Here is a 15,305-nt window from a genome sequence, read left to right as displayed (position 1 = left end):
CTCCGCCGCATGCTCGACGGACGCCCGCTGATCGACGCGCACGTGCACGCCGCCCGGCTGCCCACGCTCCGCCCGGCCTGGCGGCGCTGGGCCGAGGAGTTCGGCTCGTCCCACCCATGGCAGGACCTCTACGACGGGGACGGCGCGCTCGTGCCCGAGCGGGTGGACGCCTACTTCGAGGCCGAGGGCGTCGACGTCGCCCTGCTGCTGTGCGAGTACAGCCCGCGGACCACCGGCACCCAGCCCATCGAGGACCTGCTGCCCCTGCTGGAGCACAACCCGCGGCGCTTCAGGCCGGTCGCCAACGTCAACCCGCACCTGCACCACCCGATCGGCGCCGAGGTCGAGCGGCAGCTCCGGCTCGGCGCCGTCGCGCTCAAGCTTCACCCGGTGCACGGCGGGTTCAGCGTCGCCGACCCCGAGCTCTACCCCGCCTACCAGGTGTGCCGCGACGCGGGCGTCCCCGTCGTCGTGCACTGCGGGACCAGCTCGTTCCCCGGCTCGGTCAACCGGTACGCCGACCCCACCGCGGTCGACGACGTGCTGCGGCTGTTCCCCGGCCTGACGTTCGTCCTCGCCCACGGCGGCCGCGGCTGGTGGTACGACGCCGCCGCGTTCCTCGCGCTGTCCCGCGAGGAGGTGTGGATCGAGCTGTCCGGGCTGCCGCCCCGCCGGCTCCCCGAGTACTACGCCGGGCACGACCTGCGGCGCCTGGCCCGCAGATTCGTCTTCGGCACCGACTGGCCCGGCGTCCCCGGCATCGCCCGCAACGCCCGCGCCGTCGCCGCCCTCGGCCTGGACGAGGAGACCCTCGCGCTCGTCCTGGCCGGCAACGCCCTCCAGGTCTACAAGGGCCTGACCGTCCCGCCGCCCGGCGGAGAGGACCATCGCATGCCCGACGCGGGACCCTTCACCGACGACGTGGTCAGGCAGATCGCCCGGCACATGAACGAGGACCACGCCGCCGACTGCCTGACCATCTGCCGCGCGCTCGGCGGGCGCCCGGGCGCGACCGCGGCCCGGATGACCGGCCTGGACGCGGAGGGCATCGAGTTCGCCGTCGCCGACGGCGGCGTGGAGCACCCGGTCCGGATCCCGTTCGGCGAGCGGCTCACCGAGCGCCCGCAGGTGCGCCGCGAGGTCGTCCGCATGACCGAGCGCGCCCGAGCCGTGCTCGCGGGCGGACGGGACGCTCCCGGCGGGCCGTAGGGGGCACGCCGCGTGACCGGCCGCTGACCGGCGGAAACGCTTGTTCCGCCGGAAATGCGAGTATCGGACGGCCGGAAAGGGGCCGCGGTTTCGGGAGCCGGCCCGAGGAGATCCGGTAGGCAGCCGAGGGGCCCGCCGTGGGCCCCCCGACCCCCACGGAGGCCGACATGCTCGCGATCGTCGCCGCGATCGTCTTCGCCCTTGCCCTGCTGTTCGACCTGGCCGACATCTCCTCGGACGCCATCAACAACAGCACCCTGACCGTCCTCGGCCTGCTGCTGATCGCCCTGCACCTCGGCGGCGTCGGCACCGGCGCCTCCGCGAGCTGGCGGCCGCGCCGCCGCGGCCGCCGGTGACCGCCCGCCCCGGCCGCCGGGCGCGGCGGGCGGGGCTCACGACGCACGCGAGAAGCGGACCCGGCGGCGCGCCGGGTCCGCCTCCTCCAGCCGCACCCTGACCTGCTCGCCGAGCGGCAGCCCCTCCCCGTCGCAGCGGCCGAACACCGGCGGCGCCACCAGCTGGACGCGCCCGCCGGCGCGGTCGCCGTTCACGTCCACCACCACCGCGTCGAACACGTCCCCGACGTGGTCGCGCAGGAGCAGCGCCTCGACCAGGTCGACGCACGCGCGGTCGACGTCCGCGCCGCGGCGCAGCGCCCGCTGCATCGCCTCGGGCAGCAGCGGCAGCGCCTCGCGCGTCCAGTGCGGGACGGGGCGGTCCGCCGCCAGCGCCAGGCACACCTCCGTGGCGTACCGGTCGGCCAGCCGCCGGATCGGCGCGGTGACATGCGCGTACGGGGCGGCGACGGCGGCGTGCGCGGCCTGCCGCGGCGGGGCCCCGTCGAAGGCGGTGTAGCCGGCGCCGCGCATCAGCCCCGCCGCGTCGTGCAGGAACGCCGCGTGCCGGGGCAGCGCCGGGTCCAGGGCGCGGACGATGTCCCCGTAGGAGGCGTCCCCGGGCCAGCAGACCCCGAGGGCCCGGGCCGCCAGCCGCAGCCGCTCGACCGCCTCGGCGGGCGCGGGCGGCATGGTGCGCAGCAGCCCGACGCCGCCCTCCAGCATGAGCCGGGCCGCGGCCCGCCCCGTCAGCAGCGAGATCTGCGCGTTCCACGCCTCGGTCGCCAGGTCGCCGCGCAGCTTGAGCGCCCAGCCGCCGCCCGCGTGCACGACCTCCTGCTCGGGCAGCGGCAGGCTCACGCCGCCGCGCGCCGCCTCCGCCGCGACGAGCCGCTCGCCGATCTCGCCGAGCAGCGCGATCCGCGGGTCGCCTCCGCCGCGGCGGGCGGTGGCGTAGTCGAGCCGTGCGCGGCTGCGCACGAGGGCGCGCCGCACGTCCACGCCGGTGATACGGCCCGCGTCGTCGATGTCGATCGTCCAGGCCACGGCGGGGCGCTCCCGGCCGGGCAGCAGGCTCGCGCTCCCCTCCGACAGGGGGCGCGGATGCAGCGGCGAGTTCGCGTCCGGCAGGTAGAGCGTGACGCCGCGGGCGCGCGCCTCGGTGTCGAGCGCGCCGCCCGGGCGGACGAACCCGGCCACGTCGGCGATCGCGTACCGCACCCGGTGACCGGACCCGCGCCGCTCCAGGTGCATCGCCTGGTCGAGATCGAGCGAGCCGGGCGGGTCCAGGGTGAAGAACGGGACGTCGCGCAGGTCCGCCCGGCCGTTCAGGGGCGGCGCGGACGCGGCGGCCTCGGCGAGGGCGGCGGGCGGGAACGCGCCGGGCACCGAGAACTCGGCGCGGATCCGGTCGAGCCCCGCGCGGACCTCGGCGTCGGCCTCGGCGGTACGCAGTCGCAGCGTTCGGCGCGGCACACGACCGAGCGTACGGGACGAACCCCCCGATTCCGCTGCGGATCTACAATGTAAAGGCACCGGGCCCGCCGGCCCGGTGCCGGCCTCACTCGTCCGGGGAGTCCGCGAACGCGCGCAGCCCCGGCGGATCCTCCACGGTGATCCTGCGCCAGCCGGTGCTGACCAGCCCCTCGCGCCGCAGCGTGGACAGCGCCCGCGCGACGGTCTCCCGGGAGGCGTCCATCCAGCTGCCGAGCTCCTCCTGCGACAGCGGCGGCCCGATCGCGATCGCCCCGCCGGCGGCGGGCGGGGCGTGCCGGGCCGACAGCTCGGCCAGGCCCGCCAGCAGGATCGCCAGCCGCCGGGCGCCCTGCGCCGACACGTGCGCCCGCAGCCTGCGGTCGGCGTCGTCGAGCCGCCGCACGAACGTGCCGCTGACCAGCCGCCACACCCGGGGGTGGGCGTCCAGGAAGGCGGTGAACCGGGCCGCCGGGACGATCAGCGCCCGGACGTGGTCGAGCGCCTGCACGGTCGCCGACCGCTCGCGGCCGCCGAGCACCGCGCTCTCGCAGACGAGGTCGCCGGGGCCGCGCACGGCGAGCACCACCGCCCGGCCGTCCTCGCCGGCGCAGGCGACCTTCGCCCAGCCCGACTCGATGACGATGATGTGGTCGGAGTCGTCGCCCTGGTAGCACAGGGGCGTCCTCGGCTGGTAGCTCCGCGCCCGCCCGGCGGACCGCAGCGCCGCGCGCTCCGGTCCGTCCAGCGCGGCCCAGAATCCGCCGCCGGGGCCCGCGGCGGGGCCGCCGCGGGTTCGGGTCCGCTCGGTCACGGCACGTCCGTCTCCGGTCCGGGGTTCGGATGAACCGGCACCCACGGCAATTGGGGGGAGTGGGGCGTGGAGGCCCAAGTGCCGCGGATACCGGTCGCCTGCATGTGCCAATGAGAAACCCTCACCGCTGAGCATGCTGCACGCCGGAGACCGCGCTGTCTGTGTCATCTGACACTCTCGGCGCAAATTGCAGCGAAAACGGCGCTCAGCGCGAGAGCGCGTTCAGGAGGCGGTTGACCGGGCTGGAAAGGTTCCAGGTGTCGGCGAGCCGGACGAGCGCCTCGGCGTCGCGCGGCTCGGCGGGCAGCCGGTCGTCCAGGCCCGCCAGCTCAGGGGCGTCGATGTCGGTGACGACCCGCACCACCGTCTCGGCGGCGGCCAGGTACTCGCGGGCCGCCTCCATCCTGCGGCGCGCGCCCGCCGGGAACCCCTCGTCGGTTCCGGCGTCGAGCGCGGCGAGGATCCCCTCGACCGATCCGAACCGGGTGACGAGCGCGGCGGCGGTCTTGTCGCCGACCCCGGGCACCCCGGGCAGCCCGTCGCTCGGGTCGCCGCGCAGCGTGGCGTAGTCGCCGTAGCCCCGGCCCGGGATGCCGTACTTGTCCGCGACCTCCTTCTCGCCCATCACCTGCAGGTTCCGGATTCCCCGCGCGGTGTACAGCACGCGGACGGGGGCGCGGTCGTCGACGAGCTGGAACAGGTCGCGGTCGCCGGTCACGATGTCGACCGGCCCGTCGGCCGCGCCCCGCACCGCGAGCGTCCCGATGACGTCGTCGGCCTCGTAGCCGGGGACGCCGGCGCGCGCCAGCCCGAAGGCGTCCAGCACCTGGTCGATGACCGGGAGCTGGGCCTCCAGCGCGTCGGGCGTCTGGTCGCCGCCGTCCTCGGCCACCCGGTGCGCCTTGTAGGAGGGCAGCGCCTCCACCCGGAACGCCGGGCGCCAGTCGGCGTCCATGCAGCACACGAGCCGCTCCGGCCGCCGGTCCTGGACGAGGCGGGCGATCATGTCGACGAGCCCGCGCACCGCGTTCACCGGGGTCCCGTCGGGTGCCTTCACCGACTCGGGCACCCCGAAGAAGGCGCGGAAGTACAACGACGGCGTGTCCAGCAGCATCAGCCCGCTCATGGGGCACATGCTGCCACGCGGGCCGGGTCGGGGGCGCCCGGACGCTGCTGCGATGCTGGTGGCGGCCACGGGAAAGGATCGAAGATATGGAGACGGATGTGACAACGGAGTTGTATCCGCGCGAGCGTGTCGGGCTGGTGCGCGAGGCGACGGCGAAGGCGGGCCTCGGGGCGGTGCTGCTGACGCCCGGCCCCGACCTGCGGTACGTGACCGGGTACGACGCCAAGCAGCTGGAACGGCTCACCTGCCTGGTGGTCCCGGTCGGCGCCGAGCCGTTCCTGGTCGTCCCCCGGCTGGAGCTGCCCGCCGCGCAGGAGTCGCCCGCGGGGTCCCTCGGCGTGGAGCTGGTGCCGTGGGACGAGACCGACGACCCCTACGCGCTGGTGGCCGGCCGTCTCCCGCGGGACGTGGGAACCGTCGGCGTGGCCGACCGGATGTGGGCGGTGATGGCGCTGCGGTTCCGCGGCGCGATGCCCGGCGCCGAGCAGGTCGCGGCCGGGAGCGTGCTGCGTGAGCTGCGGATGCGCAAGAGCGCGGCGGAGGTGGCGGCGCTGCGCGAGGCGGGGGAGGCGATCGACCGGGTGCACCGCCTGGTCCCCGGCCTGCTGCGGGCCGGGCGCACCGAGCGCGAGGTCGGCCGCGACATCGCCGACGCGATCATCGCCGAGGGTCACGCGCAGGTCGACTTCGTCATCGTCGGCTCGGGCCCGAACGGCGCCAACCCGCACGCCGAGCTGTCGGACCGGGTCATCCGCCCCGGCGAGCCCGTGGTGGTCGACATCGGCGGGACGATGCCGAGCGGCTACTGCTCGGACTCGACCCGCAACTACTGCGTGGGCGAGCCGCCCGCCGACTACCGCGCGTACTTCGCGGTCCTGGAGGAGGCGCAGCGGGCGTCCTGCGAGGCCGTGCGGCCGGGGGCGACGCCGGAGGAGGTGGACGCGGCGGGCCGCGACATCATCGCCGCCGCCGGGCACGGCCGGCACTTCTTCCATCGCACGGGCCACGGCATCGGTCTGGAGTCGCACGAGGACCCCTACATCGTCGCCGGCAACCGCGAGCCGCTGGAGCCCGGGATGGCCTTCTCGATCGAGCCCGGCATCTACCCCGGCCCGCACGGCGCGCGCATCGAGGACATCGTCGTGTGCACCGAGGAGGGCTACGCGCCGATGAACGTCACCGAGCGCGGGCTGGTGATCGTGGACTGACGTCCTTCCGGGGCGTCCAGGCGCCCGGACGACCGTGGGCATGAACGGGTTTGCGTTCATGCCCACGAGCCGTTTTCGGGCAGCGCAAATTGAGACGGAAACGACTCGGTAACGATCTCTGTATCAAATCCGCCGGACCGCGCCTCCGCCGGTTGCGATCCGGGTGTCCGGCCCTGTACCTCCTTGTTGCACTGTTACGCGGGAGTAAGTCGAATTCCTTCCGTATCGCCGTGCCGTGACGAAGAGGAGACGCCGTGGCAGAGGTCGACCTGACCAGCGTCGGGAAGGTCTATCCCGACGGCACGCGGGCCGTGACCGACCTGGACCTCCACATCGCCGACGGGGAGTTCCTCGTCCTGGTGGGCCCGTCGGGCTGCGGCAAGACCACCGCGCTGCGGATGGTCGCCGGGCTGGAGGACATCTCCGAGGGCGAGGTCACGATCGGCGGGCGGGTCGTCAACCGGGTGCCGTCCCGGGACCGCGACGTCGCGATGGTGTTCCAGAGCTACGCCCTCTACCCGCACCTGTCGGTGCGCGACAACATCGGCTTCGGGCTGTCGCTGCGCAAGCTGCCGAAGGCCGAGATCCGGGAGAAGGTCGACCGGGCCGCGCGGACCCTGGGCCTGACCGACTACCTGGACAAGAAGCCCCGCAACCTGTCGGGCGGGCAGCGCCAGCGCGTCGCGATGGGCCGCGCGATCGTCCGGGAGCCGCAGGCGTTCCTGATGGACGAGCCGCTGTCCAACCTCGACGCCAAGCTGCGCGTCCAGATGCGCGCCGAGATCGCCCGCATCCAGCGCGACCTCGGCGTCACCACGATCTACGTGACCCACGACCAGACCGAGGCGATGACGCTCGGCGACCGGGTCGCGGTCATGAAGAAGGGGCGCCTGCAGCAGGTCGCCGCGCCGCAGGAGCTCTACGACCGGCCGGCGAACCTGTTCGTCGCCGGATTCATCGGCTCACCGGCCATGAACCTGGTCCAGGGCACGCTGTCCGGCGACGCGGCGAACCCGCGCCTGGAGATCGGCGGCCAGACCCTGACGCTCCCGGCCGAGGTGCTGACCGAGCGCCCGGCCCTGGCGTCCCGCCTCGGGGGCGACGTCGTCGTCGGCATCCGGCCCGAGGACATGGAGGACTCCGAGCTCGTGGAGACGCCCGAGGGGTCCGGGCTCGCCTCCACCGCCGACCTCGTGGAGGCGATGGGCTCGGACGTGCTGGTGCACTTCGCGATCGAGGCGTCCCAGGTCGTCACCGAGGACACCAAGGAGCTCGCGCGCGACGCGGGGACCGACGTGCTGGGGCACCTGGAGAGCCCTCGCACGGACCTGGTCGCGCGGTTCAGCCCGCGCACCCGCGTGAAGGTGGGCGACCCGGTGACGATCCGCGTCGACACCGGCCGCCTGCACTTCTTCGATATCGAGTCCGGCGCGTCGATCTGGGGAACAGACGACGCCGCTCCGGCCAGGGAGGATGAGGAATGACGGTCAGCATTGCCGGCGGGGGGGCCTCCCCCCGCACCCCCCGACCCCGTTCCGCGGGCTTCGGCAGGCGCGTGGCGGGAGCCGCCGTGGCGGCGGGACTGCTCGTGTCCGCGGCCGCCGCGTGCGGCGGCGACGACAAGGACGGCGACGGGTCGTCCTCCGGCGGCGGTGAGCTGAAGGGCACCACCATCGAGGTCGCGGCCAAGTGGACCGGTCCGGAGGAGGCGAACTTCCGCAAGGTCCTCCAGGCGTTCGAGAAGAAGACCGGCGCGAAGGTCAACTACGCGTCCACCGGTGAGAACACCGACGCCTACCTCGGCCCGCGCATCGAGGCCAAGAACCCGCCGGACGTGGCGATCCTGCCGCAGCCGGGCCTCATGCAGCAGTACGCCGGCAAGGGGGCGCTCAAGCCCCTGGGCGACGACGCGGTGACGCAGGTCGGCCAGAACTTCGCGCCGTACTGGAAGGAGCTCGGCTCCTCCGACGGCAAGACCTACGGCGTGATCGTCAAGGCCGCCTACAAGTCGATCCTGTGGTACCGGCCGGAGGCGTTCGACGAGGCCGGCGTCCAGCCGCCCGCGGCGTGGGCCGACCTGACCAAGGCGGCGGGCACGCTGCAGGACGCGGGCACCACCCCGTTCACGCTCGCCGCGGGCCCGCAGGACTCCTGGACGCTCACCGACTGGTTCGAGAACGTCTACCTGTCGCAGGCCGGGCCGGACAACTACGACAAGCTCGCCAAGCACGAGATCAAGTGGACCGACCCGAGCGTCGGCAAGGCGCTGCAGACGCTCGCCGAGGTCTGGGGCAAGCCCGACTACCTGAACGGCGGCGTCGCGGCCGCGACCAAGACCAAGTTCGACGAGTCGGTCACCCAGGTGTTCGGCCAGCAGAAGGCCGCGATGGTCTACGGCGGCGACTTCGCCGCCGCCAACATCGGCACCACCAAGGCCAAGGTCGGCACGGACGCCAAGGTGTTCGCGTTCCCGAAGGCCGGCGGCACCGCCCCGGCGATCCTCGGCGGCGACGTCGCGGTCGCGCTGAAGGACGGCAAGGGCGCGCAGGAGCTGATGAAGTACCTCGCCTCGCCCGAGGCGGGCACGGTGTGGGCCGGGCTCGGCGGCTACCTGACGCCGAACAAGAACGTCAAGCCCGACGCCTACTCCGACCCGATCGCCAAGCAGCTGATCACCCAGCTGCAGCAGGCCGGCGACGCCGCCCGCTACGACATGTCCGACCTGGCGCCCGCCGCGTTCGGCGCGACGCCCGGCAAGGGCGAGTGGGAGGCGCTGCGCCAGTTCGTGCAGAACCCGACCGACGTCAAGGGCACGCAGGCCAAGCTGGAGGCCGAGGCGGCCAAGGCGTACAAGTAGGGCCTACAAGTAGGGAAACCCTTGATGAAGGCTCCGAATGAGGAGGTGCCGCCGGCCGCGACGGCCGGCGGCGCCGCCGCCATCGACGCGCCGCCCGCCCGCCCGGGCGCCCGCGGCACGCGCGAGCGGCTGACCCCGCCGTCGTGGCTGGCCCTGACGTTCCTGCTGCCGGCGCTGCTGCTGCTCGGCTTCCTCGTCGTGTACCCGATCGTCTACTCGGTGATCCGCAGCTTCTTCGACGCCTCGGGCGGCTCGTTCGTCGGCGTCGACAACTACACCGGGGTCTTCAAGGGGCACGACAACCTCGTGGCGGTGCGCAACACCGCCATCTGGGTCGTCGTGGCGCCGACCGTGGTGACCATCATCGGCCTGGTGTTCGCCGTGCTCACCGAGCGGATCCGGTGGGCGACGGTGTTCAAGCTCGTGGTGTTCATGCCCATGGCGATCTCCTTCCTCGCCTCCGGGGTGATCTTCCGGCTGGTGTACCAGCAGGACCCGGACAAGGGCGTGGCGAACGCGGCGATGGTCGCGGTCCACGACATGTTCCGGCAGGACACCACCTATCCGGGGGCCGGGCCCCGCAGCGGCGGGAGCGCGCCGGTCCGGCAGGACGGCGGCGCCGTGGTCTCGGTGCGGCAGTACTCGGCCGGCCAGAGCGCCCTCGTCCCGCTGCTGAAGATCAAGCCCGAGTACGTCCCGAAGGACGCCGAGCCCGCCGCGCCGCCTCCGGCGGCCGGGCCGGGCCGGCTGACCGGCACGGTCTGGTTCGACTTCACCCGGGGCGGGGGCGGGCAGCAGAACGCCCCGAACTCCGGCGAGTCCGGCCTGCCGGGCATCCGGGTGGAGGCGGTCCAGGGCGGCAGGGTCGTCGCCAGGGCCACCACGGAGGCCGACGGAACGTTCACCATGCGGAAGGTGCCGGCCGGGACCTACACGATCCGGCTGCCCAAGGACAACTTCACCACCGCCTACCAGGGCGCCGAGTGGCTCGGCGACACCCTCATCACCCCGGCGATCATCGGGTCGTACCTGTGGGTGTGGTCGGGCTTCGCGATGGTGCTCATCGCCGCCGGGCTCGCCGCCATCCCGCGCGACGCCCTGGAGGCGGCGCGGGTGGACGGCGCCACCGAGTGGCAGGTGTTCCGGCGGGTGACGATCCCGCTGCTCGCGCCCGTCCTGATGGTGGTGCTGGTGACGCTGGTCATCAACGTCCTGAAGGTCTTCGACCTCGTCTACATCATCGGCGGCGGCGATCCGAACGCCAGCGTGCTGGCGCTGCAGATGTGGACCGAGTCGTTCGGCGGCGGCAACGACCAGGGCGCCGGCAGCGCCATCGCCGTGCTGCTTTTCCTCCTGGTGCTGCCCGCCATGCTGTTCAACATCCGGAGAATGCGGCAGGAGCGCAAATGAGCACCGCGGAGAAGGCAGCGCAGGCGCCCTCCGGGGCGGAGGGCGGCGGCGCGGCGGGAGCGCCGCGGCGCGGCCTGGCCGCGCGGGTCGTGGGCAGGGCGGGCGGCGGCGCCGCGCAGGCGCTGCTGGTCCTGGTCGCGCTGTTCTGGCTGGTGCCGACCCTCGGCCTGCTGGTCGCCTCGCTGCGCTCCAACGAGGACAACAGCGCCGACGGCTGGTGGAACGTCTTCGCCAAGCCGGCGCAGCTGACCACCGAGTCCTACAGCGCGCTGCTGGACAAGGGCGACTTCGTCGACTCGTTCTGGAACACGGTGCTGATCACCGTCCCGGCGACGCTGCTGGTGGTCGCGATCGCCTCGCTGGCCGCCTACGCGTTCGCCTGGATGGAGTTCCCCGGCCGGGACTGGCTGTTCCTCGGCGTCGTGGCGCTGCTGGTGGTCCCGGTCCAGGTCGCGCTCATCCCGGTCGCCAAGCTGTACGGCCGTATCGAGTTCGGAAGCTTCCACATGTTCGGCTCGGTCACCGGCGTGGTGCTGTTCCACGTCGCCTTCGGGCTGCCGTTCGCCATCTTCCTGCTCCGCAACTTCTTCGCGGCGATCCCCCGGGACCTGCTGGAGGCGGCGCGGATGGACGGCGGCTCGGAGTGGACGATCTTCCGGCGGGTGATCTTCCCGCTGGGCGGCCCGGCGATCGCCTCGCTCGGCATCTTCCAGTTCCTGTGGGTGTGGAACGACCTGCTGGTCGCGCTGGTGTTCGCCGACACCGGGTCGCAGCCGATGACCAAGTGGCTGCAGTCGCAGATGCGGCAGTTCACCGGCAACATCGACATCCTCGCGCCCGGCGCGTTCCTGTCGCTGGTCGTCCCGCTGGTGGTGTTCTTCGCCTTCCAGCGCTACTTCGTCCAGGGGGTCCTCGCCGGCTCGGTGAAGTGACGGCCCGGGAAGACGACGGTGCCCACGGCCTGGCCCAGGCCGTGGGCACCGCCCTTTCCGCTTCGCTCGATCCCGCTCAGCCGGACTTGCGCAGGTCCGCGGCGCCGTCCTGTGCGGCGAGGTCGGAGTGCCCGATGGCCAGGCCGCTGGACGGGTCGAAGAAGTGCAGGCGGCGCGTGTCGACGGCGAGGTCCACGTCCTGCCCCGGGCGCACGTGCGAGCGGGAGTTGACGCGGGCCGTCCACAGCGCCTTGTTGTCGATCAGCGGGATCGCCTCGGTCTCGCCCTCCGCGGCGTCCTCGGCCAGGTCGGCGGTGTCCTTGTGCTCGACCGGCGGCGCGTCGATCGTGAAGATCACGTTGATCTCGCTGCCGAGCTCCTCGGTGACGCTGCTGCGCACCGCCATCGGCGCCCAGCCGGGCTGGGCGTGCGCGGAGTCCTCGAAGTCCGACGGGCGGATGCCGAGGATGACCTTCTTCCCGACGTAGTCGCCCAGCCCCGGCTTGCCGTCCATGACCGAGGACGGGACCGGCAGCGTGTAGCCGGCGAAGGAGACCCGCGCCCCGCCGTCGCCGGTCTCGAGGTCGGCGAGCACGAAGTTCATCGCGGGCGAGCCGATGAACCCGGCCACGAAGAGGTTGACGGGGTTGTCGAACAGCCGCTGCGGGGTGTCGACCTGCTGGAGCTTGCCCTCGCGCAGCACGCACACCCGCGATCCCAGCGTCATCGCCTCGACCTGGTCGTGCGTGACGTACACGGTGGTGACGCCGAGCCGCTCGTGCAGCTGGCTGAGGGAGGCGCGCATGGACACGCGGAGCTTGGCGTCGAGGTTGGACAGCGGCTCGTCCATCAGGAACGCCTGCGGCTGGCGGACGATGGCGCGGCCCATCGCGACGCGCTGCCGCTGACCGCCCGACAGCGCGGCCGGCTTGCGGGACAGGTACTGCTCCAGCCCGAGCATCTTGGCGGCGTCGCGGACCTTCTGCTTGATCTCCGCCTTCGGCGTGCCGCGCAGCTTGAGGCCGAACGCGAGGTTCTGCTCGACCGTCATGTGCGGGTAGAGGGCGTAGTTCTGGAACACCATCGCGATGTCGCGGTCCTTCGGCGCGAGGTCGTTGACGACCTGGTCGCCGATGGAGATCTTCCCGCCGGAGATCTCCTCCAGCCCGGCGATCATCCGCAGCGCGGTGGACTTGCCGCAACCGGACGGCCCGACCAGCACCATGAACTCGCCGTCGCGGATCTCCAGGTCGAGCCCGTCGACGGCCTTGACGCCGCCGCCGTACACCTTGTCCACCCCGTCCAGCACGATCTTGGCCATCCGAACCCCTTTGGAAACGTTTCCGCCGTTCCCCCGCCGAGCAGGGGATATGTCGTATTGGCTGAAGTAAACATCATGGAATCGTTTCCAGGGGAGACGTCATCGTGAGAAGATGATCGAAACGGGCCGAAAGGGACGGTGCGCGGGTGGCGGAACGGCGATCGGCGACGATCAAGGACGTGGCCGCGGCGGCGGGCGTCGGCATCGCCACGGTGTCGCGGGTGTTCTCCGGGACGGGCTCGGCGAGCGCCGCGACCCGCGAGCGCGTGCTGGCCGCGGCCCGCGAGCTGGACTACCGGCCGAGCGCCCTCGGCCGGGGGCTGAAGCTGCGCCGCAGCGGCGGCATCGGCCTGGTCGTCCCCGACGTCACCGACCCGTTCTGCGCCGAGGTGGTCGCGGGCGTGCTGGCCTGCGCCCGCACCCTCGGCGAGCACGTCATCGTGGACGCCGCCCATGGCGACCCCTCCCGCGAGGCCGAGATCGTCGACCGGCTCGTCGAGCAGCGGGTCGACGGGATCATCGCGCTGCCCGCCGGGGACGAGGCCGACTGGCGCGTCGCGGCGCGGGTGTGCTCCAGCGTCGTGTTCGCCGACCGCGTCCTGCCCGGGCTGCCGGACATCCCGTCCGTCCAGGCCGACGACGCGGGGGGCGTGCGGTCCCTCACCGAGTACCTCGCCGGGCTCGGGCACCGCCGCATCGGGTTCCTCGGCGGCGCGCCGGGCCGTCCCGCGGGCGTGCGCGAGCGCGCGTTCCGCGACACCCTGGCGCAGCTGGGCGTGCCCGTGGAGGAGGACCTGGTCGTCGCCGCCCGCCCCGCCCGCGACGCCGCCTACGCGGCCGCCGCGGGGCTGCTGCAGCGCCGCGCGGACGTCACCGCCGTCCTGGCCGCCGGGCACCTGCTCGGCGAGGCCGCCGTCCTGGTCGCGCGCGAGCTGGACCTGCGGGTCCCGGCCGACGTGTCCATCGCGATGGTGGACGACGTCGCGTGGGCGGAGCTGTGCGACCCGCCGCTGACCGCCGTGGCCAGGCCCGGCCACGACATCGGCTACCGCGCCTGCGAGCTGCTGCTGCGCGAGCCGGCCCGGCGCGGCAGGGGAGGCCCCGTCCTCCTGCCGACGGAGCTGGTGGTGCGCGGCAGCTGCGGGCCGCTGCGCTCCGCGCGCCGGTAGCGCCGCCGCCGGGTCCCGAGCGGCGCTCCGCCTTCGCCGGAAAGCCGATCCGTGATCGAACGGGGGCCCATGCACGGGCCCGGCGCGCTAGATTTCCCGCGTGGAGGAGATCGATCGTCAGATCATGGCCCTGCTGGCCGACGACGGGCGGATGAGTTTCACCGACCTGGCCAAGGAGACGGGGCTGTCGGTGTCGGCGGTGCACCAGCGCGTCCGGCGGCTGCAGAAGCGCGGCGTCATCAAGGGCTTCACCGCCCAGCTCGACAACCGGGAGATCGGCCTGCCGCTGACCGCCTTCGTGTCGATCAAGCCGATCGACCCGGCGGCCCCCGACGACGCCCCCGACCGGCTGGCGCACCTGCAGGCGATCGAGGCGTGCCACTCGGTGGCGGGGGAGGAGAGCTACATCCTCAAGGTCCGGGTCGCCTCGCCGAACGAGCTGGAGGACCTGCTGCAGAAGATCCGCGCCGCGGCGAACGTCGCGACGCGCACCACGGTCGTGCTCAGCACCCCCTGGGAGGCGCGGCGCCCGCCCCTGTAGTCAGGTTCCGGGCGCGAACTCCTCCAGCGCCTCCAGGGCGCGGTCCAGCGACGCGTCCGGGTCGGCGTCCGGCCCGGTGATCGCGGGGTCGAAGTTCAGATCGAGGAACAGCTCGGTGACGCCCTGCCGCGCCAGCGCCCCGAAGTCGCCGCGGATCTCCTCGAAGGAGCCGGTGAGCGGGCGCCGCTCCGCGCGCCCCGCGGGGCGGACCCGGACCGCGCCCCGGCACACGAACCGCAGCGCGGACGCGTCCCGCCCGGCCTCCTCGGCCGCCTCCCGCACCACCTCCACGGAGCGGCCGATCCCGGCGAGGTCGGCGCGGCTGGAGCTGACCCAGCCCTCGGCCAGCCGGCCCGCGCGCCGCAGCGCGGGCTCGGCCCCGCCGCCCAGCAGGATCGGCGGCCCGGACGGCTGGAGCGGACGCGGGTCCATCGTCACGGGCGGGATGTCGTAGAACTCGCCGTGGAAACGCGCCGGCCCGCCGCCCCACAGGGCGCGCAGCGCGGCGATGAACTCCTCGGCGCGGGCGCCGCGGCGCTCCATGGGGGCGCCGACCGCCGCGAACTCCTCGCGCATCCAGCCGATCCCGAGCCCGAGGTCGAGGCGCCCCGCGCTGACGTGGTCGAGGGTGGCGGCCTGCTTGGCGAGGATCGGCGGCGCGTAGAACGGCAGGTTCACGACGGCGACGCCGAGCCGCGCCCGGGTGGTGTGGGCGGCGAGGTAGGCCAGGGTGATCAGCGGGTCGGGGACGTTGCGATAGGTACGGTCGGTCGACCCGGCGGGGTTGAGGACCCGCTGCAGCGTCCACAGCGAGCGGTAGCCGAGCTCCTCGGCCCGCCGCGCCACCGCCACCTGGTTGCGCGGGGTCGCCCACGCCCCCGACCCCGGCACCGCGAACCCGATCTCCACG

General features: G+C 73.6%; 14 protein-coding genes. 9 read left to right on the top strand and 5 right to left on the bottom strand.

The annotated features are described in order from the left end of the window. The first annotated feature begins 9 nt into the window (after positions 1-9). Both BKA00_RS10185 and BKA00_RS10175 read left to right on the top strand, forming a co-directional pair. Complete coding sequence (locus tag BKA00_RS10185; protein ID WP_221493089.1) at positions 10-1,209, top strand: amidohydrolase family protein; 1,200 nt, start codon at positions 10-12, stop codon at positions 1,207-1,209. 137 nt (positions 1,210-1,346) lie between these two features. Then, the gene (locus BKA00_RS10175) at positions 1,347-1,565 is read left to right on the top strand and encodes a hypothetical protein (protein ID WP_230298855.1); all 219 of its coding nucleotides are present in this window, start codon (positions 1,347-1,349) and stop codon (positions 1,563-1,565) included. A 36-nt stretch (positions 1,566-1,601) separates the two neighbouring features. Here the strand turns inward: BKA00_RS10175 and BKA00_RS10170 are convergent, their stop codons facing one another. The 3 genes from BKA00_RS10170 to BKA00_RS10160 form a co-directional block, all read right to left on the bottom strand. Beyond that, positions 1,602-3,020 (bottom strand): RNB domain-containing ribonuclease, encoded by a 1,419-nt coding sequence (locus BKA00_RS10170; RefSeq protein ID WP_185024677.1) that lies wholly within the window; start codon positions 3,018-3,020, stop codon positions 1,602-1,604. Positions 3,021-3,105: 85 nt separating this feature from the next. Then, positions 3,106-3,831 (bottom strand): Crp/Fnr family transcriptional regulator, encoded by a 726-nt coding sequence (locus BKA00_RS10165; RefSeq protein ID WP_230298854.1) that lies wholly within the window; start codon positions 3,829-3,831, stop codon positions 3,106-3,108. Positions 3,832-4,036: 205 nt separating this feature from the next. Further along, positions 4,037-4,957 (bottom strand): 5'-3' exonuclease, encoded by a 921-nt coding sequence (locus tag BKA00_RS10160; RefSeq protein ID WP_185024676.1) that lies wholly within the window; start codon positions 4,955-4,957, stop codon positions 4,037-4,039. Between the two features lie 86 nt (positions 4,958-5,043). On the opposite strand from BKA00_RS10160, the gene BKA00_RS10155 reads away from it, so the two are divergent. The 5 genes from BKA00_RS10155 (at position 5,044) to BKA00_RS10135 (ending at position 11,364) form a co-directional block, all read left to right on the top strand. Beyond that, a complete protein-coding gene (locus BKA00_RS10155) occupies positions 5,044-6,165 on the top strand; it encodes a M24 family metallopeptidase (protein WP_185024675.1) in 1,122 nt (373 codons plus the stop codon). 254 nt (positions 6,166-6,419) lie between these two features. Continuing rightward, positions 6,420-7,649 carry an ABC transporter ATP-binding protein gene (locus BKA00_RS10150; RefSeq protein ID WP_185024674.1) on the top strand — a complete coding sequence of 410 codons (1,230 nt, stop codon included), beginning with the start codon at positions 6,420-6,422 and terminating at the stop codon, positions 7,647-7,649. Continuing rightward, a complete protein-coding gene (locus tag BKA00_RS10145; RefSeq protein ID WP_185024673.1) occupies positions 7,646-9,022 on the top strand; it encodes an ABC transporter substrate-binding protein in 1,377 nt (458 codons plus the stop codon). Before BKA00_RS10150 ends, BKA00_RS10145 begins: the two co-directional genes overlap by 4 nt. 24 nt (positions 9,023-9,046) lie before the next feature. Next, positions 9,047-10,432, top strand: a complete 1,386-nt coding sequence (locus BKA00_RS10140; protein ID WP_185024672.1) for an ABC transporter permease subunit — start codon at positions 9,047-9,049, stop codon at positions 10,430-10,432. Further along, the gene (locus BKA00_RS10135; protein ID WP_185024671.1) at positions 10,429-11,364 is read left to right on the top strand and encodes a carbohydrate ABC transporter permease; all 936 of its coding nucleotides are present in this window, start codon (positions 10,429-10,431) and stop codon (positions 11,362-11,364) included. The genes BKA00_RS10140 and BKA00_RS10135 overlap by 4 nt, the downstream gene beginning before the upstream one ends. Positions 11,365-11,440: 76 nt before the next feature. Here the strand turns inward: BKA00_RS10135 and BKA00_RS10130 are convergent, their stop codons facing one another. After that, on the bottom strand, positions 11,441-12,685 hold the full coding sequence (locus BKA00_RS10130) for an ABC transporter ATP-binding protein (protein WP_185024670.1): 1,245 nt from the start codon (positions 12,683-12,685) through the stop codon (positions 11,441-11,443). Positions 12,686-12,831: 146 nt separating this feature from the next. Between BKA00_RS10130 and BKA00_RS10125 the strand changes: the two genes are divergently transcribed. Together BKA00_RS10125 and BKA00_RS10120 are read left to right on the top strand one after the other, a co-directional pair. Further along, a complete protein-coding gene (locus BKA00_RS10125) occupies positions 12,832-13,854 on the top strand; it encodes a LacI family DNA-binding transcriptional regulator (RefSeq protein WP_185024669.1) in 1,023 nt (340 codons plus the stop codon). A gap of 100 nt (positions 13,855-13,954) precedes the next feature. Beyond that, entirely contained in the window at positions 13,955-14,395 is a 441-nt protein-coding gene (locus BKA00_RS10120; RefSeq protein WP_185024668.1) for an Lrp/AsnC family transcriptional regulator, read from the top strand. Here BKA00_RS10120 and BKA00_RS10115 read toward each other — a convergent pair whose 3' ends face one another. Beyond that, positions 14,396-15,304: a TIGR03619 family F420-dependent LLM class oxidoreductase gene (locus tag BKA00_RS10115; RefSeq protein ID WP_185024667.1), complete on the bottom strand. Its 909-nt coding sequence runs from the start codon at positions 15,302-15,304 to the stop codon at positions 14,396-14,398. It lies immediately after the preceding gene. Position 15,305: the final 1 nt, after the last annotated feature.

Origin of the sequence: Actinomadura coerulea (genome assembly GCF_014208105.1) — a bacterium.
GTDB lineage: Bacteria > Actinomycetota > Actinomycetes > Streptosporangiales > Streptosporangiaceae > Spirillospora > Spirillospora coerulea.
The sequence above is the reverse complement of the archived record's forward strand: the minus strand, read 5'-3'. Positions and strand labels throughout refer to the sequence as shown.